At 62.1% G+C, this 26,045-nt stretch carries 18 protein-coding genes; 1 reads left to right on the top strand and 17 read right to left on the bottom strand.

Going from position 1 to position 26,045, the window contains the following annotated elements; all coding sequences use genetic code 11:
• Positions 1-33 precede the first annotated feature (33 nt).
• From dusA to aceE, 17 genes are all read right to left on the bottom strand, one after another.
• On the bottom strand, positions 34-1,029 hold the full coding sequence (gene dusA / locus JQ597_RS32100) for a tRNA dihydrouridine(20/20a) synthase DusA (protein WP_409411246.1): 996 nt from the start codon (positions 1,027-1,029) through the stop codon (positions 34-36).
• Positions 1,030-1,528: 499 nt separating this feature from the next.
• A complete protein-coding gene (locus JQ597_RS32095) occupies positions 1,529-3,229 on the bottom strand; it encodes a PHA/PHB synthase family protein (RefSeq protein ID WP_249148375.1) in 1,701 nt (566 codons plus the stop codon).
• A gap of 158 nt (positions 3,230-3,387) precedes the next feature.
• Positions 3,388-4,764, bottom strand: a complete 1,377-nt coding sequence (locus JQ597_RS32090) for a sigma-54-dependent transcriptional regulator (RefSeq protein ID WP_212269437.1) — start codon at positions 4,762-4,764, stop codon at positions 3,388-3,390.
• On the bottom strand, positions 4,754-6,592 hold the full coding sequence (locus JQ597_RS32085; protein WP_212269436.1) for a sensor histidine kinase: 1,839 nt from the start codon (positions 6,590-6,592) through the stop codon (positions 4,754-4,756). Before JQ597_RS32085 ends, JQ597_RS32090 begins: the two co-directional genes overlap by 11 nt.
• A gap of 49 nt (positions 6,593-6,641) precedes the next feature.
• On the bottom strand, positions 6,642-7,646 hold the full coding sequence (locus tag JQ597_RS32080; protein ID WP_312011863.1) for a cytochrome d ubiquinol oxidase subunit II: 1,005 nt from the start codon (positions 7,644-7,646) through the stop codon (positions 6,642-6,644).
• On the bottom strand, positions 7,643-9,034 hold the full coding sequence (locus JQ597_RS32075) for a cytochrome ubiquinol oxidase subunit I (protein ID WP_212269435.1): 1,392 nt from the start codon (positions 9,032-9,034) through the stop codon (positions 7,643-7,645). Before JQ597_RS32075 ends, JQ597_RS32080 begins: the two co-directional genes overlap by 4 nt.
• An 89-nt stretch (positions 9,035-9,123) precedes the next feature.
• Complete coding sequence (locus tag JQ597_RS32070; RefSeq protein WP_212269434.1) at positions 9,124-10,446, bottom strand: NAD(P)/FAD-dependent oxidoreductase; 1,323 nt, start codon at positions 10,444-10,446, stop codon at positions 9,124-9,126.
• Positions 10,447-10,495: 49 nt separating this feature from the next.
• Positions 10,496-12,772, bottom strand: a complete 2,277-nt coding sequence (locus tag JQ597_RS32065) for an NADP-dependent malic enzyme (RefSeq protein WP_212269433.1) — start codon at positions 12,770-12,772, stop codon at positions 10,496-10,498.
• A gap of 74 nt (positions 12,773-12,846) precedes the next feature.
• A complete protein-coding gene (phaP, locus tag JQ597_RS32060) occupies positions 12,847-13,269 on the bottom strand; it encodes a TIGR01841 family phasin (RefSeq protein ID WP_212269432.1) in 423 nt (140 codons plus the stop codon).
• A gap of 11 nt (positions 13,270-13,280) precedes the next feature.
• Positions 13,281-13,658 carry an acyl-CoA thioesterase gene (locus tag JQ597_RS32055; protein WP_249148374.1) on the bottom strand — a complete coding sequence of 126 codons (378 nt, stop codon included), beginning with the start codon at positions 13,656-13,658 and terminating at the stop codon, positions 13,281-13,283.
• Positions 13,659-13,712: 54 nt separating this feature from the next.
• Positions 13,713-14,438, bottom strand: a complete 726-nt coding sequence (gene phbB, locus JQ597_RS32050; protein ID WP_212269430.1) for an acetoacetyl-CoA reductase — start codon at positions 14,436-14,438, stop codon at positions 13,713-13,715.
• 126 nt (positions 14,439-14,564) lie between these two features.
• Complete coding sequence (locus tag JQ597_RS32045) at positions 14,565-15,737, bottom strand: acetyl-CoA C-acetyltransferase (RefSeq protein ID WP_212269429.1); 1,173 nt, start codon at positions 15,735-15,737, stop codon at positions 14,565-14,567.
• Between the two features lie 93 nt (positions 15,738-15,830).
• The gene (locus tag JQ597_RS32040) at positions 15,831-17,198 is read right to left on the bottom strand and encodes a dicarboxylate/amino acid:cation symporter (RefSeq protein ID WP_212269428.1); all 1,368 of its coding nucleotides are present in this window, start codon (positions 17,196-17,198) and stop codon (positions 15,831-15,833) included.
• Between the two features lie 28 nt (positions 17,199-17,226).
• The gene (locus JQ597_RS32035; RefSeq protein ID WP_212269427.1) at positions 17,227-18,201 is read right to left on the bottom strand and encodes a TAXI family TRAP transporter solute-binding subunit; all 975 of its coding nucleotides are present in this window, start codon (positions 18,199-18,201) and stop codon (positions 17,227-17,229) included.
• 57 nt (positions 18,202-18,258) lie between these two features.
• A complete protein-coding gene (lpdA, locus tag JQ597_RS32030; RefSeq protein WP_212269426.1) occupies positions 18,259-20,007 on the bottom strand; it encodes a dihydrolipoyl dehydrogenase in 1,749 nt (582 codons plus the stop codon).
• 16 nt (positions 20,008-20,023) lie between these two features.
• Positions 20,024-21,589 carry a dihydrolipoyllysine-residue acetyltransferase gene (locus JQ597_RS32025; RefSeq protein ID WP_212269425.1) on the bottom strand — a complete coding sequence of 522 codons (1,566 nt, stop codon included), beginning with the start codon at positions 21,587-21,589 and terminating at the stop codon, positions 20,024-20,026.
• Positions 21,590-21,613: 24 nt separating this feature from the next.
• Positions 21,614-24,301, bottom strand: coding sequence for a pyruvate dehydrogenase (acetyl-transferring), homodimeric type (gene aceE / locus JQ597_RS32020; protein WP_502754736.1), 2,688 nt, complete (start codon positions 24,299-24,301; stop codon positions 21,614-21,616).
• Positions 24,302-24,860: 559 nt separating this feature from the next.
• Between aceE and lipA the strand changes: the two genes are divergently transcribed.
• Entirely contained in the window at positions 24,861-25,835 is a 975-nt protein-coding gene (lipA, locus tag JQ597_RS32015) for a lipoyl synthase (RefSeq protein ID WP_212269423.1), read from the top strand.
• The last annotated feature ends 210 nt before the right edge of the window (positions 25,836-26,045 follow it).

Genomic DNA, 26,045 nt, shown 5'->3' with positions numbered 1-26,045 from the left:
ATCAGCCTGGGTCGCGCGCCAGAAGCGTTGCCGTCAGGCCGCGATCGAAGACGCCGCGCGGGCTTCGACCAGCGCAATCGCATCGCACAATACGTTGGCGCCGGCGCCTTGCCTGACGCCGTTTTCGGCGAGATGGCGGCGGAAGGCACGCGCGCCCGGCACGCCGTGAAACGCGCCGACGAAATGCCGCGTCATCGAATGCAGCCGCGTGCCCTGCCCGAGCTGGTTTTCGATGTAGGGCATCATAGCCTCAAACACATCCTTCATCGTCGCATGCGGCGCCGCCTCGCCGAATGACTCCGGATCGACCTTGAGCAATCGCCACGGCTCCTGATAGGCCGCCCGCCCCAGCATCACGCCATCGACATGGGCAAGATGCGCCTTCGCCTCGGCGAGGCTGCCGATCCCGCCATTGATGATGACGGGCACCTCGGGCAGCGCGGCCTTCAGCCGGTAGACTCTGTCGTAATCGAGCGGCGGAATGTCGCGGTTTTCCTTCGGCGACAAGCCGTTGAGCCAGGCCTTGCGGGCGTGCACGACCAGCGCATCGGCGCCCGCGGCAACGACGCCGCGCGCCAGCACGTCCAGCGCCACTTCCGGATCCTGGTCGTCGATGCCGATGCGGCATTTGACCGTGACGGGAATGTTCACCGCGCGCTTCATCGCCGCGACGCCCTCGGCAACCAACGCCGGCTCTGCCATCAGGCAGGCGCCGAAGCGGCCGTCCTTTACCCGGTCCGACGGACAGCCGACGTTGAGGTTGATCTCGTCATAGCCGAAATCCTCGCCGATCTTCGCAGCGGTAGCGAGATCGCGCGGATCGGAGCCGCCAAGCTGCAGCGCAACGGGGTGCTCGCTCTGGTCGAAGCCGAGCAGCCGCATTCGGTCGCCATGGATGATGGCGCCGGTCGTCAGCATCTCCGTGTAAAGCCGCGCCCGCCGCGTCATCAGACGGTGGAACACGCGGCAATGCCGGTCGGTCCAATCCATCATGGGTGCGACGGAGAAGCGATAATCTTGATGCTTCAACAGCCTAGACTACTCTCTCAATGTGATGAACTGCAAACATGTGCATCCAGACTAAACGGAAACTGCGCGCGTTGGTACCCGTTTCGACCTGCCGTTGCACGCATGCTCTGCAACGAAATCCGCGTTGATCCAATGCGAACTGAAGAGATCATGCGTGCTCCAATGTCGGCGCATGTCGAGAAACACCTCAATAGAATGTGAGCAGTGTGACGACGCTGGCTCAGACTTCGAGCACCCATCTGGCGACCATGGGCTGCTAAGACGATCCGATCAGGGACATCCCGGCAAGCGGGTTCTACTAAAATCGCAAAAATAGTATAACACTATTATATATCAAATACTTAGGTGGATACCTTCGCGGTTTCGCGAATCGATCGGAGGTAGCCTAGCTCGCCAGGCCGAACATGGTAGGCCGCCAAAAGCCGCCGCGCATGCGCCAACCATCGCCGCCTCGACTGCCTCTCGGTTGCCGGTAGTACCATGCTCGCCATAGACGCTGTCAGTCGGCTTTCGCCTTCACGTATCGACCGGGTGCAGATTCGCCCGGAGGATAGAGGTTGCTGCCGAGTTGCGTTCGCGCCGGCAATTGCTCTTCCGCCCGCGGCTTGAGCCAGGCCATCCAGTCGTTCCACCAGCTGCCGGGCTTTTCATCGGCGCTTGCCTGCCAGGTCGCCGGGTCGTCGGATCGCTTGGTCGACACCCAATAGCTTCGCTTGTTCTTCGACGCGGGATTGATCACACCGGCGATATGTCCGCTTGCGCCGAGGACAAAGCGCGTATCACCGCTGAACAGGCCGGTCGTGCGATAGGCGGATCGCCACGGCACGATATGGTCCTCGACGGTCGCCAAAACATAAGCCGGCAGATCGACCCGCCCCAAATCGACTGGCGTGTTGCACATCGTCAACCTGTTCGGGTGCCGAAGATTGTTCTCCAGGTACATGTTCCTGATGTACCAGCAGTACATCGGTCCCGGCAGATTGGTGACGTCGGCATTCCAGAACAAAAGATCGAAACGCTCGGGCGATTTTCCCTTCAGATAATTGTTGATCACGTTCGGCCATATCAGCTCTTTCGAACGCAGGGTTTGGAACACGAATCCGAGTTCGGCGCCGCGGTAGATGCCGCCACTCCCAATGGTCTGCTCACGCTGTCGCACGCTCTCCTCGTCCACGAATACGCCGAGATCACCTGGTTCGCGGAAATCGAGCATGGTCGTCAGCAGAGTCACGCTGGCGACCGATTCGTCGCCCCGCGTCCGCAGGATAGCGAGCGCAGACGACAGGATGGTTCCCCCGACGCACCAGCCGACGACGTTGACCTTGTCGGCGCCGGAAATTGATCGGGCGATCTCGATGGCGCGCATGGCGCCATGCTCCACGTAATCATCCCATCCAAAATGTCCGCAAGAGGCATCCGGATTGCGCCAGGAAACGATGAAGACCGTCATGCCGTGCTCGACCGCAAACCGGACGAAGGAATTGGCCGGCTGAAGGTCGAGAATGTAGAACTTGTTGATGCAGGGCGGCACGATCAGCAACGGCCGAACGGCCACCTGCTCCGTCGCCGGTTCATATTGAATCAGTTGAAAAAGATCGTTCTCGAACACGACCGCGCCCCCGGATGCCGCGACGTCCTTTCCGACCTCGAATGCGCCCTCGTCCGTGATCGTCAGGCTGCCCCGGCCCAGATCCGACATCAAATTGTCGAGGCCTGCCTTGAGGCTTTGGCCTTCGGTGTCCGTTGCAAGCTTGATGATTTCGGGATTGGTGGCGAGAAAATTGGTCGGACTCATCGCCTCGACGAGTTGGCGCGTGAAGAAGCGCAGCCGTTGCTTTTCCTTTTCGTCCAGATCCAGCGCTTCTACGAAGTCAGTGCAATAGCGCGAATTCAGCAGATAGCATTGCTTCAGCAGACTATGGAGCGAATTGTCCCGCCATTCCGTGGCGTTGAACCTGCGATCGCCACGCGCCGGCCCGACGCTGCCTTCGCCCTGCACGCCTGCAGCCGATTTGATGACCTGTTCCGTGAGTTGGTACAGACGCATCAGGTGGTCAGCCTGCAATTCGGCGATGCGCCCCGATGAATTCAACGTTGCACCAAGGCCCGCGCCGTCACGATCGCCGTTCGGTGTCCAACCCAGCGACCGCCAGAGGCTCGCGCCTGCCTTCATGAAACCTTCGACAAATTCGTCAGGCATATTGAATGGCCGATCCATCACTTACCCTCGCTCAGCAAGATTGAATGTTTCGTTCGTTTCCTCTTCGGGCAGCTTCTGTCTGGCGCCCTTCGCTCTCGTATGCGCCGAGACCTTGTCAGCTATCCGGCCGGACCCGTCGCAATGGCCGCTTGTTGTCGTCAGGAGCCGGAGCGAACACTTGTCCCCTCCCTGATCCCGTCAACGTTAACGGAAAGGCGTTTGATCTTGTCGTACAGCGTCTGCTTCGGGATGCCCAAAAGCGTCGCCGTCGCCTGAACGTCGCCCTGCTTGCGCCGCAACGCGTCCTCGATGATCGACCGCTCGATGTTCTCCAACTGTCGAGGCAACGACACATCGGATGCACCCAACCCGGGCTTGTTGATGGCCTTGCCGTCGAGCACGCCAAGCACGAAGCGATCGGCGACGTTACGGAGCTCCCGTACGTTTCCCGGCCACGAATAGGCCAGCAAGATGGACAGCGTCTGCTCGTCCAGTATCGGCGCGTCGCGCTCGAACCGTCTGGCGGCGTCCAGCGTGAAGTGCTCGAACAGCAGGGGAATGTCTTCGCGCCGCTCGCGAAGCGGCGGCAGTTCGATGAATGCGACGCCAAGGCGATAGTAGAGATCGGCGCGAAACAGCCGCTTCTCGCTTAACTCGAGCAGATTCGTCTTGCTCGCCGCAACGACGCGGCAATCCACCGAGATCGGCTTGTTCGTTCCGACGCGTTCGATCGATCGATCCTGCAGCGACCTCAGCAACTTCACCTGCACGCTCAGCGGCATGCTCTCGATTTCGTCGAGGAACAGCGTTCCGCCATTCGCATATTCGATCTTTCCGATACGCTGACGGGTGGCGCCGGTGAACGCCCCTACCTCATGGCCGAACAACTCGCTCTCGACCAGCGATTCGGGGAGGCCGCCGCAGTTCACCGCGACATAGTGGCCGCCGCGTCGCCCGCTGTGATTGTGGAGACAGCGCGCAACCACATCCTTGCCGGTTCCGGTCTCGCCATAGATCGTGACGTCGACGTTCGTCGCGGCCAATGTGGAAACGAGCCGGCGCACTTCCTGTATTTGCGGCGAGCGGCCCAGGAGGCTCGCCTCGATTGCCTGGCGGTCTGCGAGGGCCGATCGCAGCGAGCGCACCTCCAGGGTCAGTCGCCTCTTTTCGGTCGCCCTGCGTACCACCGAGACAAGTTGCTCCGACGAGCACGGCTTCTCGATGAAGTCGTAGGCACCGTTTCGCATCGCCTGCACGGCCATGGAAATATCGCCATGCCCGGTGATCAGGATCACTGGCAGATCCTGATCCAACCTGTGCAGATCGGACTGCCATTCAAGGCCGCTCTTGCCGCGCAGGCGCACGTCGCAGACCACGACGAACGGCATGTCGGCACGGACGGACACACTGGCGGTCTCGACCGAGGCGAACCCCGAGACGGAAAACCCGGCAAGTTCAAGCGCCTGAACGCCGCCGATCCGGACATCGTTATCGTCCTCGACGTAGATCACGCCGATCGATTGGTCATCGCTCATGCGAAACCTCTGATGTGCCAGCCAATGGAAGGGTCACTGCAAATTCGGCGCCGCATGGCGTCAGGTTTCGTGCGCGCAGTTCGCCGCCAAAGGAGTGCGCGATGTGGTTGGAGAGCATCAGACCAAGACCGAGCCCTTTGCCCGCAGGCTTGGTCGTCACAAAAGGTTCGAACATGCGCTGCAGGACATCGGGCGCGATTGAAGGACCGCTGTTGCTGATGACGATGCGGCAGCGCGCGGTCTGCCCCTGTTCCCGGCTCGCGCGGATCAGGATCGACTTCCGGTCGGCGCTCTCCACGGCGTCCAGCGCATTCGCCACGATGTTGCACAACAGCTGCTCAAGCCGCGTCTGATCGGCGATGACGCAGATATTCGCGTCAACGTCGGTTACGACGGTCACTCCCCCTTCCTTGACGCGCCCGGCGAGTATCTTGAGCGATTCGGCCACGGCATGTTCGACGGAGACCGCCTCAAGCGGGCTGCTCGACTTGTATGCGAAAGTCCGCAACTGGCCGGTCAGGCGTCCGAGTCGGCGCACCAATTCGCCAATCCGGGTCAGATTTCCGCGGGCATCGCCGATCGACCCGCGGTCGACGAGCAGAACCGCATTGTCGGCGGCCGTCTGCAGGGCGGCCAGAGGCTGGTTCAGTTCATGCACGATTCCGGCCGACATCTGGCCGAGGGCGGCGAGCTTGCCGGCATGGACCAAATCATCCTGCGCGGCCCGCAGTTCGGCGGTTCGTTCCTGCACCCTGATCTCGAGCATGTCGTTCGCCGCCTGCAACGCCGCCTGGTTGGCCAGGCGTTGCTTGATCGCTCGCCTGCGCTGCTCGACCAGACCAGCCGCCAGCAACGCAACGATGCAGGCGAGGCCCGACATCGCGCCGATGATCAGCGCAGTCTGCCGCGTCGGCGCCTCATCGTCGAGCAGGACCAGCTTCCACAGACCGCGGTTGATTGGCCGTTCGCTGAGGGTGTAGGCCACGCCGTTTTCTGCGGTGACGCGTGCAGCGCCCTCCGAGAACTGAGCGACGAAGGTCCATCCGAGCGGCGTCAGTTCGTGGTTTCCGTATGGCTTGGATCGCGAAATCTCTTCGTGCATCTGAGGCGACAGCGGCGCCATCGGATGAAAGCGCCACGCGTCCCGGGACGAGAGTATCGTGACCCGGCGTTCGTCGAGCAGAAGGATATCGCTCTCAATGTCGCGCCACGCGCGCTCGAACGAATCCAGGTTGACCTTGACGGTGGCAACACCCCTCGTCTCCCCGCCGTCCTTCAGGGCGTAGGAGAGATAGTAGCCGGCGCGCGCGCTGGTAATGCCGACGCCGAAGAACGTCCCTCGACCCTTCGAGAGAGCCTCGCTGACATAGGGACGGTACGACAGGTTTTGGCCAAACGGTGTACCCGGCTGCTCGAAATCAGCCGCGGCCAGTGTATCGCCGGAGACGCCGAGGACGTAGAGATTTTCGGCTCCCGCAAGCAGATTGATCGACTTCAAGTACTGGCTGACGGCTTCCCGCAGTGCGGGATCGCCGGGCGCGTCGAGCAGCCGGAAGACGCTGGGGGACGTCTCGAGCAAGGACGGCAGGTATTCAAATCTTGAAAGATGACCGTCGAGCCGGGCGGCCTCCACGGCCAGCCGCTGCTGCGCTGCCGCGCGCAAATGCTCCAGTCCGCGCTGGAAAGCCACGGCATATCCGAGCCACGAAGCGGCCACGACCAGCCCGGCTGCAATTGCTCCGCGCACAAGCCAACGCGTGGAACCGGGCGCCACCGAACTGATTGCGGGACTCCCCTTGATGTTCACCAGCGATGGAAGGTCCGTCATCTCGGGAACCAGACAAATCCGAGGAGCGCCGGCCACGACGGACGACCGCTCATGCATAGTCTAACTCTATGGTCTTGCCCCGGAATACGCGATAGGAAAATCCGGTGTAGGCGATAATGACAGGCAACGTGACGCAAACGCCGATCAGGATGATCTTGAGCGATTCGGGGCTGCTGGCGGCCTGCCAGACGGTAAGCCTGTCGATCACCACGAACGGATAGATGCTGTAGCTGAGGCCGAGGAAGCTCAGGAAGAAGACGAGCACCAGCAATGCGAAGGGCAGCCAGCACAGGCTGCCGCGTACGGCCGGCGACCCGAGCAGGAGGCGCGCCGTCAGCAGCGCAATGCCCGTCGTGATCGGGATCGACGCCACCGCAATCATCGCCGGCAAGGTAAGCCACCTGACACGAACAGTCTCGCTGATCCACGGCGTTGCCATCGAGATCAGTATCAAGCCCACGACCATGGGTGGCCAGGCGATCTTGCTCCACTCGATCGCCTTGTCCTGGAGCTGGCCATCCGTCTTCATCACCAGCCATGTCGCACCGAGCAGCGCGTATGCCATCGGCAGCGCTACCGCAATGGCGCCTGCAAAGATTGGATAGTTCCAGCCCTCACCGAAGCCGCTGATATAGCGACCAAGCATCCAGCCCTGGCACACGGACGCAAGCATTGACCCCGCGATGAAGAGGCGGTCCCACATCGCCTTCCGGCTGGCCTTGCCCTTGACCCTGAAATCGAAAGCTGCGCCGCGCAGGATCAGGCCAACCAGCATGAGGGCAGTCGGCAGGTACAGTTCCGACAGGACCAACCCATGCGCCTTGGGGAAAGCGACAAGGAGCAGGCCGACGCCAAGAACCAGCCAGGTTTCGTTGGCATCCCAGAACGGACCGATGGATGCGACCATGGTATCCCGCTCTTCGGGCGTCGCCCGATGCATCAGCATGCCGACCCCGAGATCGTATCCGTCGCTCACGACGTAGACGAGCAGCGACACCCCCATCAACCCGATGAAGATCAGTGGGAGCAGTTCGTCGAACGACATCGAAATCATGCGAATTCTCCCCGGCGCTGATAGTCCTGCGGGCTCTCCGCCAAGCCTTCCGATGTGATCATGCCCGGCTTCTTTTCCGATGTTTCCGACATGTGCTTCAGCACGCCGACATAGGCGACGAGCAGCGCCAGATAGACCGCAATGTAGATGCCGAGCGTCAGGGCAATGCTCGACGACGGAACACGAGAGGCGACGTCGCTGGTCCGAAGGAGGCCGGCAACGATGAAGGGCTGGCGTCCGATCTCCGTGACGTACCATCCGGCGATGGTCGCGACCCAACCTGAAAAGGTCATCGCGGCGAACAGCTTGAGCATCGGCCGCGGCATCCGGGCGAAATCCCAGCCATCGCGCCAATGCCGCCACAAGCCGATCCAGCTGACCAGCAGCATCAGGATGCCAGTCCCCACCATGATCCGGAAGCACCAGAACACCGGAAAGACCGGCGGATGGGCCGATGGAAACTCGTTCAGCCCCTTGATTTCGCCGTCAGCATCGTGCCGGAGGATCAGACTCGCGAGTTTCGGCACCGCCAGTTCGAAGCGGTTCGTTCGCGTCGCGTCATCCGGGATCGCAAACAACAGAAGCGGGGCTCCCCGCGTTGTTTCCCAGATACCTTCCATCGCTGCGATCTTCTGCGGCTGATGCTGGAGGGTATTGAGCCCGTGAAGATCACCCGCCACTATTTGCGCCGGTATAGCCAGGGAGGCGAATACCAGCCCGGTCCGCAGCACGCGCGACGCACTGGCCGTCGCGACACCTTTCAGGATCTGCCAGGCGCTAATCCCGATCAGCAGGAACGCGCAGGTCAGCGCGGATGCCAGCATCATATGAACGAAGCGGTACGGGAAGGACGGGTTGAAGATGATTTCCAGCCAGTTCCGCGCGTGAAACTGGCCGTCGACGATCTCGTAGCCCGCCGGCGTCTGCATCCATGAATTCAAGGCAAGGATCCAGAATGCGCTCAGCATTGTGCCGAATGCGACCAGGAAGGTCGACCCAAGGTGGATCATCTCCCCTACCCGGCGGTGGCCGAACAGCATCACGCCAAGAAAACCCGCTTCCAGAAAAAATGCGGTCAGCACTTCATAGCCGAGTAGCGGGCCGGCGATATTGCCGACGCGCTCCATGTAGCCCGGCCAGTTGGTGCCGAACTGGAAGCTCATGGTGACGCCGCTGACGACCCCGAGCGCGAATGTCAGGGCGAATATTTTTGTCCACAGCCGGTAGGCGCGCAACCAATCCAGTTTTTTCTGCGGGTCGGTCGCGCGCAGGTGCTTCAACCGAAAAAACAGCAGAACCCACCCCAGCGCGATCGAAATCGAGGGAAACAGAATGTGGAACGTGATATTGGCGGCGAACTGGATGCGCGCAAGGACCACGACGTCCATCAGCATTCCCTCCAGGTTCGGCGCAGTGCCTCACCCCCAATCCAGTGCACAACGGCCGACACAGCACCCATCCCATCCATGCCCTGCAATCAATGGAGCTTCACGTGCGGCTCGGTGCGCCGGGTGATCAGGCGGGCCAGCGTGTCGAGCGCCACCTTCACCGAACCATGCAACGCGTGTTCGTGCATCTTGTAGAGCGACAGGTACATCATCCGCGCGAAGATACCTGCGAAGACCAGATTGCCGCCCACGAGCGCTCCCATCATCGAGCCGACCGTGCTGAATTCGCCGAGCGACACCAGTGATCCGAAGTCCCTGTAGCGATAGGGCTTGAGCGGCTCGCCGCGCAGATAGCGCGGAATCTGTGAATACAGGTGAGAGGCCTGCTGGTGAGCCGCCTGTGCGCGAGGCGGCACATTGCCGCGCTCGCCCCATGAGCAGGCCGCGCAGTCGCCGATGGCAAAGATGCCGTCGTCGCGCGTTGTCTGCAGCGTCGGCCGAACCACGAGCTGATTGATGCGGTTGGTTTCGAGGCCGGCGATATCCTTCAGGACGTCGGGCGCCTTGACGCCCGCAGCCCAGACTATCAATTCGGCGGGAATCGTCCGGCCGTCCGTCAGGTTCACCTGGTCGGACCCGACCTCGGAGACCTTGGCCCCCACCAGCAGATTGACACCGAGCCTGACAAGCAACTTTTCCGTCTCTTTCGAAACCCGTTCGGGCAAGGCGGGCAGCACCCGTTCGGCGGCTTCGATCAGCGTGATCCTGATGTCCTTTTGGGGATCAACCTGATCGAGGCCATACGCCACCACTTCGCGCGTTGTTCTGTGGAGCTCGGCCGCAAGCTCGACGCCGGTCGCACCGGCCCCGATGATTGCGACTTTCAACTGGTGCGCTCCCAGAGGCGCCGATTGGGCATGCGCGCGGATACATGCATTGACCATTCTTTCGTGGAACCGACGTGCGTCCGACTGCGATTCGAGCTTGATCGCATGATCCGCGACTCCGGGCGTGCCAAAGTCGTTGTTCTGGCTTCCGACGGCGACCACGAGGACGTCATAGTCAAAGGCCCGCTTCGGGGTAACCTCGCGGCCCTCGGCGTCGAAATACGGCGCCACCTGCACCTGACGGCGATCCCGATCGATCCCGATCATCTCCCCGATCCGGTAGCGAAAGCCATGCCAGTAGGATTGGGCAAGATAATCGACCTCGTGGGCGGCGATATCCATGCTACCGGCGGCAATTTCGTGCAGCTTCGGCTTCCACACGTGCGTGCGCTTTCGCTCGATCAGCGTGATGTCGAGCTTTCCCTTGCGTCCGTACTTGTCGCCAAGGCGCGTCGCCAGCTCCAATCCGCCGGCTCCGCCTCCGACGATCACGATGCGGGACTTTCCCAACTGTGGCTCACTCATGATGGCCTCGACCGATCAGTTCACAACCCGCCCAAACGCGTCCTCCTGATCAGGCTCTCTCGGAGACTGCATCTGCGACGGCGACGGCGGCCATGTTCACGATTCGCCGGACCGTCGACGATGGCGTGAGAATGTGGGCCGACTTTGCCGCCCCCAGCAGGATGCCGCCGACCGTCAGTCCCTGGCCCGCGGCCATCCGCAACAAATTGTAGGAGATGTTGGCGGCGTCGAGATTCGGCATCACCAGCACATTCGCCGGACCCACGAAGCCGGAATCGGGAAACTCGTGATCAAGTACCGACTGCGACAGCGCGGCATCCCCGCGCATCTCGCCTTCCACGGCAAGATCGGGCGATCGCTCGCGAATGATTGCGCGCGCCTCCCGCATCTTGTGCGCCTCCGGGACGGCCGAACTACCGAAGCTCGAATGCGACAACAGCGCAACCCTCGGCGTGACGCCAAACCGCCTGACCTCGGCAGCCGCCAGCAACGCAATGTCGGCGACCTGCTCGGCGGTCGGGCTGAGATTGCAGTGGGTATCGCAAATGAACAGCTGATGCTGCTGCAGAATGAGCATCTGCATTACTGCAAGCGTCCGCACGTTCTCCCGCGTCCCGATCACGTTGCGTATGGCGGCAAGGTGATCGGCGGTCCTTCCGATAACCCCGCACAGCATCGCATCGCCGACGCCCCTATCGAGCAGGATCGATGCGAGCACCGTCGCATTGCTCCGTGTCTCCGACAGCGCCAGCGCGGCCGACACACCATCGCGCTTCCTGCTCGCATGGTAGACGTCCGCGCACTTGGAATAGACCTGCGCATCATGCGGATCAATGATCTCGCAGTCGTTACCCGGCTCGAGCCGGAGACCGAAGGCCCTGATTCGCTCCTCGATCGTCGACGGCCGGCCGAGAAGCAGCGGTCTTGCAATCCTCTCGTCGACGACGACTTGTGCCGCGCGCAGCACCCGTTCATCCTCGCCTTCCACCAGCAGGAGCGATTTGCCGCTTCCCTTCGCCACCGAGAAAACCGGCTGCATCGCGTTGCCGGACTGGTAGACGAACCGACCGAGTTTCTGACGATAGGCCTCCATATCGGCGATCGGACGCCTGGCGACGCCAGTGTCGGCGGCAGCCTTGGCTACCGCCGGCGCGATCATTTCGATGAGACGCGGGTCGAACGGCTTTGGAATGAGATAGTCGCGGCCAAAGCGAAGCCCCTCCCCCTTGTATGCGGCGGCGACCACCTCGGGCACTTCGGTCATGGCCAGATCCGCAAGCGCGCGGACCGTCGCAAGCTTCATCTCCTCGTTGATGGTGGTCGCCCCGCAATCCAGCGCGCCCCTGAAGATGAACGGGAAGCACAGGACATTGTTGATCTGGTTGGGGTAGTCCGAACGCCCTGTCCCGATGATCGCATCGGGACGAACGGCCAGCGCGTCCTCCGGCATGATTTCGGGGATCGGGTTGGCCATGGCGAAGATCAGGGGATCTCGCGCCATCTTCTTGACCATGTCGGGCGTCAGCACATTGCCGGCCGACAGGCCGAGGAAGATGTCAGCGTCCTGAACGATCTCGCCCAGCTTTCGCGCCTCCGTTTTCACCGCATAGCGCGCCTTGTTGTCGTCCATGCCCTCCGTGCGGCCCGCATAGACGACGCCTTTTGCGTCGGTCACGATGATACGGTCGTGCCGCAGGCCAAGGCTGACGATGAGATCGAGACATGCCAGCGCCGCCGCACCGGCTCCGGAGCACACCAGCTTGACGTCGGCAATGTCCTTCTTGACCAGCTTCAACCCGTTGAGGATTGCCGCCGCCGCGATGATCGCAGTGCCGTGCTGGTCATCGTGAAAGACCGGAATCTTCATTCGCTCGCGGAGCTTCTGTTCGATGTAGAAGCATTCCGGCGCCTTGATGTCCTCCAGGTTGATGCCGCCGAAGGTCGGCTCCATCCTGGCGATCGTTTCGATCAGCGCGTCAGGGTCTTCCTCGGCGAGTTCGATATCGAATACATCGATCCCGGCGAACTTCTTGAACAGGCACGCCTTGCCTTCCATGACCGGCTTGCTCGCCAGCGGGCCAATATTGCCGAGACCAAGCACGGCGGTGCCGTTGGTGACGACGGCCACGAGGTTGCTGCGCGCCGTCAGTTCATCGGCCTGCAACGGATCCTTGGCAATGACCAGGCAAGGTTCCGCCACGCCAGGTGAATACGCCAGGGCCAGATCGCGCTGCGTTGCCATCGCCGTGGTCGGCACGACGGAGATCTTCCCCGGCCTCGGCAAGCGATGATATTCGAGTGCGGCTTCCCTCAGATCCTGATCCATCATATTCCCCGATTCTACCCTTGGTTCGAGAGGCGGATGCGCCCCCTCTCCTGCTCTTGCTCGGTTAGCGGCTCTCAGGCGCTTCCGCCACGGGCGCGCATCGCGGCCATCCCTTCCTCGAAGCGCCGGCGCAATATTTCGATCGTCTGCTTCTGGGACTCGGTCGCGGTCTCGGCGAGCTGGCGCATGTTGGCGAGAGCTTGCTCGAATCCCAGCCGGGCGATTTCAGTGCGCCGTCCCGCAACGGTTTCGTTGCTTGCCTCGGCGGCGATCGCCTTCATGGTTTCCTGGAAAACCTCGGTCTGCCGTGCCATCAGGTTTCGCCAGCTCTCATATGCCGAACGATTGACCTCGGTGAGCGCGTCGATGTTCTTCTTCTCCATGTCGATCAACGACATCATGTCGACGCCGCTGATCTGGCAGGATTCGATGAGCTTGGCGAAGTCGAACCCGGGGAGGCCCCAATCTGCGCCCGGCATTGACTTGTTGTCAGACATGTCCGTCTCCTTCATGAGTGATTGGTGCGGTGTTGATTTGTGGCAGCGGCGTCGGTCACGTTTGCGATCGGCGACGGTCGTCCTTCGGCGTCGAGCGCGACGAACGTAAAGATGCCTTCGGTCACCTTCACACGGTCCCCCAGGCGGCGGCGCAGCGCCCAGGCCTCCAGGCGGATCGCCAGCGAAGTCCGCCCCACACGCTCGGCCGCGGCGTAAACGCACAGAACGTCTCCGACATGGACCGGCTTGATGAAGTGCATCGCCTCGATCGCAACCGTCGCGACGCGCCCCTGAGCGCGCTGGCCGGCATGGATGCCACCCGCGATATCCATTTGGGAAAGCACCCAGCCGCCGAAGATATCGCCGCTCGGATTTGCATCCGCAGGCATGGCGAGCGTTCGCGTCGTCAGATCCCCTTGTGGCTGCATCGACATAGCGGTGCCTCAGACCATGCTCTGGCCGCCGTTTGCGGATATCGTCGAGCCCGTGATGAAGCCGGCATCGTCGGATGCCAGGAACAGCACCGTGCGCGCGATTTCGTGCGGTTCGCCCAGACGGCCGACCGGGATCAGAGGAAGGATGTTCTTGGCCACGACCTCGGGGTTGATCGCCTTGACCATCTCGGTGGCGATGTAGCCGGGACAGATGGTGTTGACGGTGATGCCGGAGCGAGCCCCCTCCTGGGCCAGCGCCTTCACGAAGCCCATGTCACCTGCCTTGGCGGCGGAGTAGTTGACCTGGCCCATCTGGCCCTTCTGGCCGTTGATCGAGGAAATGCAGATCACGCGGCCGAACTTGCGCTCGCGCATTCCTTCCCACACCGGCCTCGTCATGTTGAACAGCGAGTTCAGGTTGGTGTTGATGACGGCATACCATTGGTCCGGCGTCATCTTGTGGAACATGCCGTCCTTGGTGATGCCGGCGTTGTTGACCAGTACATCCACCGGGCCCAGATCGGCCTCGACCTGCTTGAGTCCTGCGACGCAGGCGTCGTAGCTTGACACGTCCCATTTGTAGACGTTGATGCCGGTCTCCCCCTTGAACTTCGCGGCCGCCTCATCATTGCCGGCATAGCTCGCAGCCACCTTGTAGCCGGCCGCCTTGAGCGCGATCGAGATCGCCTCACCTATGCCTCGCGTACCGCCCGTCACTACCGCAACTCTGGACATGGTCTCCTCCTGATTTTGATCGGTTGAACTTGTATTTGCCGGCTCTCTGGGAGCCGTTGTCATTCGCGGGCGGCCCGGTGCCGTCCGCGCCTCGCTCCGGCCGGAACGACCGGCCCGTCCGCCGGTCTAACGCTCGACCGTCAGGGCGACGCCCATGCCGCCGCCAATGCACAGCGTGGCAAGGCCTTTCTTGGCGCCACGCTTCTGCATCTCGAACAACAGCGTCGTCAAAACGCGCGCGCCGGATGCGCCGATCGGATGCCCGATGGCGATGGCGCCACCGTTCACGTTCACGATCGACGGATCCCAGCCCATGTCCTTGTTGACGGCGATCGCTTGCGCCGCGAAGGCCTCGTTGGCCTCGACGAGATCGAGATCCCCAACCTTCCATCCGGCCTTTTCAAGCGCCTTGCGTGACGCCGGAATTGGGCCCGACCCCATGACCGCGGGATCGACGCCCGCGGTCGCCCAGGAGACGATCCTGGCAAGCGGCGTGAGGCCGCGTTTTTTGGCTTCATCGGCGCTCATCAGCACCAGCGCGGCCGCGCCGTCGTTGAGACCGGAAGCATTGCCGGCGGTCACGCTGCCCTCCTTGTTAAAGGCGGGCTTCAGCTTCGCGAGCGCGTCCTGTGTCGTGCCCGGGCGGATATATTCGTCCTGGTCGACGACGACGTCGCCCTTCCTGGTCTTGACGGTGACGGGAATGATCTCGTCCTTGAACCGGCCGGCCTTCTGCGCATCCTCGGCCTTGTTCTGCGAACTGGTGGCGAACGCGTCCTGCTCTTCCCGGGTGATCTGCCATTTGGTGGCGATGTTCTCCGCGGTGACTCCCATGTGATAGCCGTGGAACGCATCGAGCAGGCCGTCCTTTAGCATGGAGTCGATAAACTTGGTGTCGCCCATCTTGGTGCCGTTCCGCATGTGCGACAGATGCGGCGCCATCGACATCGACTCCATGCCGCCGGCGACAATGACCTTTGCATCCCCGTTGGCGATCTGCTGAAGGCCGAGCGCCACCGACCGCAAGCCCGAACCGCAAAGCTGGTTCATGCCCCACGCCGTCTTCTCCTGCGGAATGCCGGCCGCCATGGCGGCCTGCCGCGCCGGATTTTGTCCCTCGCCGCCGGATAGGACCTGGCCCAGGATCACTTCATCGACTTCTTCCGGCGAGACCTTGGCGCGCTCCAGCGCGCCCTTGATCGCCACAGCCCCCAGTTCGTGGGCAGTCAGCGAGCCGAACGCTCCATTGAAAGAACCAACCGGCGTCCGCGCGGCGGACACAATCACTACATCAGTCATATTCAACTCCTCTTTTAGTGTTCCCTGCGCTTCCCAAGCCGTTGCCAAGCGCGGTAACAGGCTCCAGGCTGGCAGCCTCTGCCGTTTCCAGGATCAAGCGACGACTGGCCGGGGCGCGCCTGCCTCTATCTCGTCATCCGCAATCTTTACGGACTCCGGATCATCAGCTTCGACATCGCTCTCCTGGTTCAGACGTCGATGAAGCATTCTTTCGTCGAGCGCCCCTTCCCATTTGGCGACGACCACCGTCGCAACGCCATTTCCTATGAGGTTGGTGAGCGCGCGCGCCTCCGACATGAAGCGGTCAATGCCAAGGATCAAGGCGATGCTCGCGACCGGAATTGTCCCGACCGATGCAAGTGTTGCGGCCAGGACGATGAAGCCGGATCCCGTGACACCGGCGGCGCCCTTGGACGTAAGGAGCAGAACGCCGATGATGCCGAGCTCTTGCCAGATCGTCAGGGGCGTGTTCGTCGCTTGCGCCAGGAAGATCGCCGCCATTGTCAGGTAAATACAAGTGCCATCGAGGTTGAACGAATAACCGGTCGGAATAACCAATCCGACGACCGACTTTTCGCAGCCAAGATTTTCGGTCTTGGCGATCATGCGCGGCAGCACTGATTCCGATGACGAAGTGCCAAGCACGATCAGGAGTTCTTCCTTGATGTAACGGATGAACTTGAAGATCGAAAAGCCGCTAAGGGCCGCAACGGAGCCAAGCACGACGAAGACGAACAGCAAGCATGTTACGTAAAACGCCAACATGAAGTTTGCCAGCGAGATCAGCGTCGCCACGCCATACTTGCCGATCGTGAACGCCATTGCGCCGAACGCTCCGATCGGCGCAAGTTTCATGATGTAGCCTACGATCTTGAAGAACACGTGGCTCACGACATCAATCAGCCGCAGCACGCCCTCACCGTGATGACCGAGAGCTTGCAGGCCAAATGCAAACAGGATTGCGAAGAACAACACCTGCAGGATTTCGCCGTTGGCAAACGCGCCGACGACGGTCGACGGGATAATGTCCATCAGAAACTGGACCGTGCCCTGCTCCTTCGCTTTCGCAGTGAAGGCCGCGATCGATTTTGTGTCAACGGTCGACAGATCGAGGTTCATGCCGACGCCAGGCTTCCACAAATTGATAACGATAAGCCCGATGATCAGCGCAGCTGTCGTCAAAACTTCGAAATAGATCAATGCCTTCAAGCCAACACGTCCGACCTTCTTCATGTCGCGCATGCTGGCGATACCATGCACAACGGTGAAGAAGATGATCGGCGCGATGATCATCTTGATGCATTTGATGAACGCATCGCCGAGCGGCTTCATCTGCTCGCCAAGCTGAGGATAAAAATGGCCCAGTAGGACGCCGGCCGTGATTGCAGCCAGAACCTGCACATAGAGGTGCTGATACCATTTTGCGGAATGGTGACCGCCTGTCGTTGCTGCTGTTGCCATATCCTATTCCTTCCCTAAGGACTGTTTCTCAATCTGAATGCACAACCCCGGGCGTAACCCTGCTGCGATACCAACTGACCGCGCCGCCATGAAGCGGAATGAAATTGTTGCGCATGATGTTGGAGGGGATCGTTTCCGCCGCCGCCGGATGAACTTCGACCAGCCGCTCGTTATTGGCGAACACTGTGTCGACGATGGCTGTGACCAGATCGTTCGGCAAATCCTTGTGCGCTACGGCAAAGTTGAAAAGGCCGATCGTGTCGTACCGGCGCCGCAAAGTCGGATACGAACCCGCCGCAACAACGGATGCGGAGAGTTCCGGCATCGTCAGGCGCAGTGTTGCGATCTCCTGCCGCGTGAGAGGGAGGTAGCGCACCTTCGCCTTGCGCTCGATATCGATAAATACCGGAACCGGCACGCCGGCGCCAACCGCGAGCGCATCGATGCTTCGCGCCAGCGACTTTTCCGCGAGCTCCGCCCAATCGCCGTGAACCAGGGTGGCTTCGATCTTCAGCGCCTTGAGGAACTCGGGAAAGTAGGCGGCGGTGGTGCCGCCCTCGGGCCCGACACCGATACGCTTGCCGGCGAATTCGGCAAACGATTGAATCGGCGATTCACTGAGCACCTGAAACTGAAACGGCGTATCATACATCGCGAACATGGCGCGCATGTTTCGGTATTGCCGCCCATCGGTCCAGGCAGCGCCGGCGTTCCAGGCTTGCAACGCCACGCCCTGTGTGACGAAGGCCAGCTGAATTTCGCCGGTCTCGAGCAGCTTGATATTCTCGACCGGGCCGCCAGTCGGTCGCGCCACCACCGCGATGCCGAGTTCTCGCGAGAGCAATCGAGCCAGCCCTTCACCATAGGCGTAGTAGGTGCCGCCTTCCGACGCGGTGCCGAGAGTAAGCGTCTCGGGCCAATGCGCCTCCGCCGCCGACGCCAATCTGGGCGGAAGCAGAACAAATGCGAGAAGGACAAGAACTCGCCACGCTTTTGAAACCATGACTGTCTCCTTCACTTCAACCGCGCCCCGCTTCTGACAATTGGTTGGTCTTCAACGTCACTTCTTCTTTTGCGGTGGCAAGTCGGTGCAATGACCCTCGAACACCTCAGCCGCCATGCCGATCGACTCGCCGAGGGTCGGGTGCGGGTGAATGGTCTTGCCTATATCGGCCGGCTCGCAGCCCATCTCGATCGCAAGGCAGATCTCGCTGATGAGATCGCCGGCATGCGTGCCGACGATGCCGCCGCCGACCACGCGATGGGTCGCCGTATCGAACAGCAGCTTGGTAAAACCCTCGTCGCGGCCGTTGGCGATAGCGCGGCCCGACGCCGCCCATGGAAACACCGCCTTGCCGACCTTGAGACCCTCGGCCTTGCACTGCTCCTCGGTCTTCCCGGCCCAGGCTACCTCAGGATCGGTGTAGGCGACAGACGGAATCTGCCGCGCATCGAAATACGACTTCTCGCCATGCGCGACTTCTGCAGCCACATGAGCCTCATGCACCGCCTTGTGCGCAAGCATCGGCTGGCCGACGATGTCTCCGATCGCGAAGATGTGCGCCACGTTGGTGCGCATCTGCCTGTCGACGTCGATGAAGCCTCGCTCGGTCACCGCGATGCCGGCCTTCTCGGCCCCGATCTGCTTGCCATTCGGGCTGCGGCCGACCGACACGAGAACGAGGTCATAGACCTGCGGCCCGGAAGGCGCCTGCTCGCCCTCGAAGCTCACCTCGATCCCGGCTTCGATCGCCTTCGCGCCCACCGTTTTGGTCTTCAGCATGACCTTGTCGAAACGGCCCGCGTTCATCTTCTCCCAGACCTTGACCAGGTCTCGGTCGGCCCCCTGCATCAGCCCGTCGAGCATTTCGACAACATCGATGCGTGCGCCGAGCGTCGAATAGACCGTCGCCATTTCGAGACCGATGATGCCGCCACCGATCACCAGCATGCGCTTGGGGATTGATTTCAGCTGCAGCGCGCCGGTCGAATCGACGATGCGCGGATCTTCGGGCAGAAACGGCAGTTTCACGGCCTCGCTGCCGGCGGCGATGATGGCGTTGGCGAACTTGACCGTCTTCTTGCCTCCGGCTGAGACAATCTCGAGATGGTGTGGGTCGAGGAAGGCACCGACGCCGGTCGCAACCTCGACCTTGCGCGCCTTCGCCATGCCCGCAAGGCCGCCGGTCAGCTTCTTGATCACGCCGTCCTTGAACGCGCGCAGCTTGCCGAGGTCGATCTGCGGCGGGCCAAAGGAAATGCCATGGTCGGGAAGATGCCTGACTTCGTCCACCACGGAAGCCGTATGCAGCAGCGCCTTGCTCGGGATGCAGCCGACGTTGAGGCACACGCCGCCGAGCGTGTCGTAACGTTCGACGAGCACGGTCTTCATGCCGAGATCGGCGGCGCGGAAGGCGGCTGAGTAGCCACCGGGACCGGCGCCCAGCACCACTACGTCGCATTCGATGTCCGCCTTGCCGGAATGGGATGCCGCGGCAGGCGCTACCGTTGGCGGTACGGCCGCGACCGGCTGCGATACCGGCGCGGGGGTCGGTGCTGCTGCGGCGCCTGCGGCCTCCAGCACGAGGATGGTCGACCCTTCGTTCACCTTGTCGTCGACCTTGACCCTGACTTCCTTCACGACGCCGGCGTGGGAAGACGGAATCTCCATCGACGCCTTGTCGGACTCGACCATGATGAGGCTGGTGTCGACCGCGACGGTCTCGCCGGGCTTCACCATCACTTCGATCACCGCAACGTCCTTGAAGTCACCGATATCGGGGACCTTCACTTCGATCTGCTGTGCCATGCTGCTTCCCCCGATCTCAGAACAGCACGCGCCGCAGATCGGCGAGCACGCTGGCGAAGTAAACGTTGAAGCGCGCGGCCGCCGCACCGTCGATGACACGGTGATCCCAGGACAGCGACAGCGGCAGTGTCAGCCGCCAGTTCGATGTCTTGCCGTCGGAGGAGTGCTGCTTCCAGTAACCCTTGCAGACGCCCATGATCGCGACTTCGGGCGCGTTGATGATCGGCGTGAAATAGATGCCGCCGATGCCGCCGAGCGAGGAGATCGAGAACGTCCCACCCTGCATCTGGTCGGGCTTGATCTTGCCTTCGCGCGCGAGCTTGGCGAGGGCGTTCATCTCCTTGGCAATCTCCGGCACCGATTTCTTGTCGGCGTCGCGGATGACAGGCACCATCAGGCCATTCGGCGTGTCCGCGGCAAAGCCGATGTGCCAGTAGTTCTTGTAGACGAGCGCATCGCCGTCGAGGCTGGCATTGAATTCCGGGAACTTCTGCAGCGTTGCGACCGCGGCCTTCACCATGAACGGCAGGAGCGAGAGCTTGACGCCGCTCTTCTCCAACTCCTTGTTCATCGTCACCCGGAATTGTTCGAGATCGGTGATGTCAGCCTCGTCGTGGGTCGTGACGTGCGGGATGACGACCCAGTTGCGGTGCAGGTTGGCCGCGGAGATCTTCTTGATGCGGCCGAGTTCCTTGCGTTCGACCGGCCCGTATTTCGCAAAATCGACCTTGGGCCAGGGCAGAAGGTCAATACCGCCGACGCCGCCCCCACTGGCGGTCGCTGCTTGCGGCTTGGCTGGCGCCGCTCCGCCTTTGCCGAAGGCCTCGACGTCTTCACGCAGAATGCGGCCGTGATTCCCCGAGCCCTTGACCTTGCCGAGATCGACACCCCGTTCGCGCGCCAGCTTGCGCACGGCCGGACCGGCATAGGCGAGCGCGAAGCTTCCTTCATCAAAGGCGCCGACCACCGCCGTTCCAGCGGCGGTGGCCGACGAGGACGCAGGCGACGACACGGGAGGAATGTCGGCCTGCAAAGGTGCTGCGCCAGTTGCGAGCGACAGGATGATCGAACCCTCGCTGACCTTGTCGCCGGTCTTGACCTTGATCTCGCGCACGGTGCCCGAGAGCGGCGCCGGCACTTCCATCGTCGCCTTGTCCGACTCGAGCGCGATCAGCGGATCCTCCGCTTTCACGCTGTCGCCCGCCTTGACGAAGATTTCGATGACCGGAACGTCCTTGAAGTCGCCGATATCGGGGACTCGCACCTCGGCAACACCCGCCGGTGCGCTGACCGGTGACGGCGGAGCGCTGACGACCGGGCGCGCCTCGGTTTGTTCAGCGCCGGCGCCCTCGAACTGCACCACCACCGTGCCTTCGCTGACCTTGTCGCCAAGCTTCACGACCACCGACTTCACCACGCCATCGCGCGGCGACGGCACTTCCATGGTCGCCTTGTCGGACTCCAGCGCAACCAGCGGATCTTCGGCCTTCACCTTGTCGCCCGGCTTGACGAAGATTTCGATCACCGGGACGTCCTTGAAGTCACCGATATCGGGAACCTTGATGTCGATCAGACCACTCATCGCTCTGTCCTCGGCTCCGCTGGCTCACACGGTCCAGGGCGCAGCACGCCCGGCGTCGATTTTGTATTTGGCGATGGCTTCGGCCACGATCGCCGGCTTGATCGCGCCGTCGTCAGCGAGCGCCTTGAGCGCGGCGACGGCGACGTAATGCCGGTCGACCTCGAAGAATTTTCGCAGCTTCACGCGATAGTCGCTGCGGCCAAAACCGTCCGTGCCGAGCACGACGTAACGACGGCCGGCCGCCTGCACATATTCCCGGATCTGGTCGGAGTAGCTGCGCATGTAGTCGGTCGACGCCACGACCGGCCCCGGATGGCCTTCAAGTTGCGCCTCGACCCAGCTCTTGCGGCGCTGCTCGGTCGGATGCAGCAAATTCCAGCGCTCCGCCGCCATGCCGTCGCGGCGCAGTTCGTTGAAGCTGGTCGCGCTCCAGACGTCGGCGGTGACGCCGAAATCTGCCTTGAGCAGATCCGCGGCCGCGATCACTTCGCGCAGGATGGTGCCGGAGCCCATGAGTTGGACGCGCAGACCCTTCTTCGCGGTCTCGCCGCCGTTCTTGAGGAGGTAGAGCCCCTTGAGGATTCCTTCTTCCGCCCCCTTGCCGGCCTCGGCCAACCCGGGGTGCTGATAGTTCTCGTTCATCAGGGTGATGTAGTAGTAGACGTCCTCCTGCGCCTCATACATGCGGCGCATACCCTCGCGGACGATAGTCACGACCTCATAGGCAAAGGTCGGATCGTACGAGATGCAGTTCGGGATGGTGGCGGCCAGCAAATGGCTGTGGCCGTCCTCATGCTGCAAGCCCTCGCCGTTCAGCGTGGTGCGGCCGGCGGTGCCACCGAGCAGGAAGCCGCGGGCACGCATGTCGCCGGCGAGCCAGGCGAGATCGCCGACGCGCTGCAGGCCGAACATCGAATAATAGATGTAGAACGGGATCATCGGCACGTTGTTGGTCGAGTAGGACGTCGCTGCGACGATCCAGCTCGACATCGCGCCGCCTTCGTTGATGCCCTCCTGGAACACCTGTCCGCTCTTGTCCTCGCGGTAATACATCAGCTGGTCTGCATCCTGCGGCCGGTAGAGCTGACCGACCGACGAGTAGATGCCAAGTTGGCGGAACATGCCCTCCATGCCGAAGGTGCGGGATTCGTCCGGCACGATCGGCACGATGTGCTTGCCGATCGCTCTGTCGCGCACGAGGGTGCCGAGCATCTGCACGAAGGCCATCGTGGTCGAAATTTCGCGCTCGCCGCTGGCGTCGAGCAGCCGCTGGAACGTTGATAGCGGCGGAATTTGCAGGGAGGCGGATTTGCGCCGGCGCTGCGGCAGACTGCCGCCGAGCTTTGCGCGCTGGGCGTGGAAATACTTCATCTCCGGGCTGTCTTCCGGCAGACGGAGGAACGGAACCTTGCTCAGGTCCGCATCCGAGACCGGCACCTGGAAGCGATCGCGAAAGCCGCGCAGCGCATCCTGCGTCATCTTCTTGGCCTGATGCGCGATCATCTGGCCTTCGCCGGATTCGCCCATGCCAAAACCCTTGACGGTCTTCGGCAGGATGACGGTCGGCTGGCCCTTGTGATTCACGGCGGCGGTGTAGGCGGCGAACACCTTCTCCGGATCATGGCCGCCGCGCGCCAGCGCCCAGATATCGTCGTCGCTCATGTCGGCAACGAGTTCCTTCGTTTCCTCGTATTTGCCGAAGAAGTGCTCGCGAATGTAAGCGCCGCTCTTGCTCTTGAAGTCCTGGTATTCGCCGTCGACGCATTCGTCCATGAGCTGGAGCAGCCGCCCGCTCTTGTCCTTCTGCAGCAGGCGGTCCCAGCCCGAGCCCCACAGCACCTTGATGACGTTCCAGCCGGCGCCGCGGAACACGCTTTCGAGCTCCTGGACGATCTTGCCGTTGCCGCGGACCGGTCCGTCGAGCCGCTGCAGGTTGCAATTGATGACGAAGATCAGATTGTCGAGGTTTTCGCGGCCGGCGAGCGAAATCGCGCCGAGCGATTCCGGCTCATCGGTTTCGCCGTCGCCCATGAAGGCCCAGACCTTGCGATTGGCGGTTTCGGCCAGATGGCGGTTCTCCAGATATTTCAGGAACCGCGCCTGATAGATCGCCATCAGCGGCCCAAGCCCCATCGACACCGTTGGGAACTGCCAGAAGTCCGGCATCAGCCAGGGGTGCGGATAGCTCGACAATCCGCCGCCCGCGGTCTCCTGCCGGAAGCCGAGCAATTGCTCCTCGCTCAAGCGGCCTTCGAGAAAGGCGCGCGCATAGATGCCCGGCGAACAATGCCCCTGGACGAAAATGAGGTCGCCGCCATGCTTCTCGGTCGGCGCGTGCCAGAAATGGCCGAAGCCGATGTCGTAGAGTGTTGCCGCCGACTGGAAGCTCGCGATGTGGCCGCCAAGCTCCGAGCTCTCCTTGTTGGCGCGCAGCACGATGGCCAGCGCATTCCACCGGATGATCGAGCGAAGCTTGTGTTCGATCGCGCGATCGCCCGGCAGCGCCGGCTGCTGGTCCACCGGAATCGTGTTGCAATAGGGCGTGGTCAACGTCTGTTGAATGCCGAGGCCGCCGCTGCGCGCAGCGTCGATCACCGCATTGACGACAAACTCGGCCCGTTCGTTGCCGCGATGGCCCCGGACTGCCGACAAGGCATCCAGCCACTCCCGGGTTTCCAGCGGATCCAGATCATGCGCGTCCGCGACCTTCATTACCTTCTCCATTGCAGGCCAAGCCGAAAACAAGCGTCAACGTTCATTGCGCTCCGCGTACTGCGGAAACGCGCAATGCCGCACAGGCGATATCGCCTGGCGCTCTAGGTGATGAGTTGAATACTGGCTGGCATCTGAACGTCCCCTCGCTTTGTCTGTTCTTGAGCTGCCGCTTCTTTTGCGGATGCTTCTTTTGCCGATTACCTAAGCAGCATTCGTGCCAGACCACGAAAAGCGCGGCCCATCGCGCGCATGCCGTTCATTTTGCTTGAGATTGCGATGCAAGCCGTCGCGCCCTCGGGGGCGATCGGCTCGAATCTGTCTGAAGCTCCGGAAAACCACCCGGACGGATCACCCGAAATGTCGGACCGGAACGGCGACGGGTTCCAAATGCACGGCTCGAAGTCCGAAACCGGCCTGCGCGATCGAGGCAGCAGCGCCCGCGCAGCGCAGCGACCGGTCGCGAGGGGTCGCTGGTGGGAGGACGAAGAATCGAATTGACGAACTTCGTTTGGATAGCCGAATGTCCGCGAGCTGCCGCACTCACGAGGCTGACCAAATGACCGTCATACTCGATCTCCTCAACAGCGATCCGCGAGCCGGGATGCGGCCGGACAAGCCGCGTCACCCCGAAAAAGCCAAACGACCCGACACGCCCTTGCAGAGCAAGCCTGCGTGGATCCGCGTCAAGGCTCCCGGCTCGGCCGAATGGGCCGAGACGAAGCGCATCGTGCGCGAGAACAAGCTCGTGACCGTCTGCGAGGAAGCCAGTTGTCCGAACATTGGCGAGTGCTGGGCGAAGAAACACGCGACCTTCATGATCATGGGCGACACGTGCACGCGCGCCTGCGCTTTCTGCAACGTGCGCACTGGCCTGCCGGGTGCCCTCGATACGGATGAACCGGTCAAGGTCGCCGAAGCGGTAGCCAAGCTGGGACTGGAACATGTGGTCGTCACCTCGGTCGATCGTGACGACCTTGCCGATGGAGGTGCGGCGCATTTCGCCGCGACGATTGCGGCCATCCGCGCGGCAAGCCCAGGTACGACGGTCGAAATCCTGACCCCGGATTTCTTGCGTAAGCGCGGCGCACTCGAAACGGTGGTTGCAGCGAAACCCGACGTGTTCAACCATAATCTGGAGACCGTGCCGTCGAAATATCTGACGGTGCGGCCGGGCGCGCGCTATTTCCATTCGGTCCGGCTGCTGCAGCGCGTGAAGGAACTCGACGCACAGATCTTCACCAAGTCCGGAATCATGGTCGGCCTCGGCGAAGACCGGAGCGAGGTGCTGCAATTGATGGACGATCTGCGCTCCGCCGACGTCGATTTCCTGACCATCGGCCAGTATCTCCAGCCCACGCGCAAGCACCATGCGGTCGCACGCTTCGTTCCCCCTGACGAGTTCGAGGCCTATCAAAAGATCGCCTACGCCAAGGGCTTTCTGCTGGTGTCGGCCACGCCGCTGACACGCTCCTCACACCACGCAGGCGATGACTTCCGCAAACTGCGCGAGCGCCGACGCGGTTTTCCCTGAGGAGCGTTGCAAAGCGAGCACCATCGAAACCGCGACCGGCTCTTGATCCATGGATCGCCCCTGATTTTCTTTGCAATTCTCGCTTGGGTTGACTGACGCGCGACCTATCCGGGACTTCGACAACACGCTCGCTAGTTCTGAAGCTTTCTAAAGTGGAAAGAATAACCGGACCTGTCGAGATTGCCGCCGAGCCAGACGAGGCCTTTGGCG

The organism is Bradyrhizobium sp. AUGA SZCCT0177 (assembly GCF_018130125.1).
In the GTDB taxonomy this organism is placed as follows: domain Bacteria; phylum Pseudomonadota; class Alphaproteobacteria; order Rhizobiales; family Xanthobacteraceae; genus Bradyrhizobium.
The sequence above is the reverse complement of the archived record's forward strand: the minus strand, read 5'-3'. Positions and strand labels throughout refer to the sequence as shown.

Bases quoted from the DNA above. Each gene is read 5' to 3' on its own strand.
- JQ597_RS32095 (WP_249148375.1), bottom strand. From the start codon at position 3,229: ATGCCTGACGAATTTGTCGAAGGTTTCATGAAGGCAGGCGCGAGCCTC.
- JQ597_RS32090 (WP_212269437.1), bottom strand. From the start codon at position 4,764: ATGAGCGATGACCAATCGATCGGCGTGATCTACGTCGAGGACGATAAC.
- JQ597_RS32085 (WP_212269436.1), bottom strand. From the start codon at position 6,592: ATGACGGACCTTCCATCGCTGGTGAACATCAAGGGGAGTCCCGCAATC.
- JQ597_RS32080 (WP_312011863.1), bottom strand. From the start codon at position 7,646: ATGATTTCGATGTCGTTCGACGAACTGCTCCCACTGATCTTCATCGGG.
- JQ597_RS32075 (WP_212269435.1), bottom strand. From the start codon at position 9,034: ATGGACGTCGTGGTCCTTGCGCGCATCCAGTTCGCCGCCAATATCACG.
- JQ597_RS32070 (WP_212269434.1), bottom strand. From the start codon at position 10,446: ATGAGTGAGCCACAGTTGGGAAAGTCCCGCATCGTGATCGTCGGAGGC.
- JQ597_RS32065 (WP_212269433.1), bottom strand. From the start codon at position 12,772: ATGGATCAGGATCTGAGGGAAGCCGCACTCGAATATCATCGCTTGCCG.
- phaP (WP_212269432.1), bottom strand. From the start codon at position 13,269: ATGTCTGACAACAAGTCAATGCCGGGCGCAGATTGGGGCCTCCCCGGG.
- JQ597_RS32055 (WP_249148374.1), bottom strand. From the start codon at position 13,658: ATGCCTGCGGATGCAAATCCGAGCGGCGATATCTTCGGCGGCTGGGTG.
- phbB (WP_212269430.1), bottom strand. From the start codon at position 14,438: ATGTCCAGAGTTGCGGTAGTGACGGGCGGTACGCGAGGCATAGGTGAG.
- JQ597_RS32045 (WP_212269429.1), bottom strand. From the start codon at position 15,737: ATGACTGATGTAGTGATTGTGTCCGCCGCGCGGACGCCGGTTGGTTCT.
- JQ597_RS32040 (WP_212269428.1), bottom strand. From the start codon at position 17,198: ATGGCAACAGCAGCAACGACAGGCGGTCACCATTCCGCAAAATGGTAT.
- JQ597_RS32035 (WP_212269427.1), bottom strand. From the start codon at position 18,201: ATGGTTTCAAAAGCGTGGCGAGTTCTTGTCCTTCTCGCATTTGTTCTG.
- lpdA (WP_212269426.1), bottom strand. From the start codon at position 20,007: ATGGCACAGCAGATCGAAGTGAAGGTCCCCGATATCGGTGACTTCAAG.
- JQ597_RS32025 (WP_212269425.1), bottom strand. From the start codon at position 21,589: ATGAGTGGTCTGATCGACATCAAGGTTCCCGATATCGGTGACTTCAAG.
- aceE (WP_502754736.1), bottom strand. From the start codon at position 24,301: ATGAAGGTCGCGGACGCGCATGATCTGGATCCGCTGGAAACCCGGGAG.
- lipA (WP_212269423.1), top strand. From the start codon at position 24,861: ATGACCGTCATACTCGATCTCCTCAACAGCGATCCGCGAGCCGGGATG.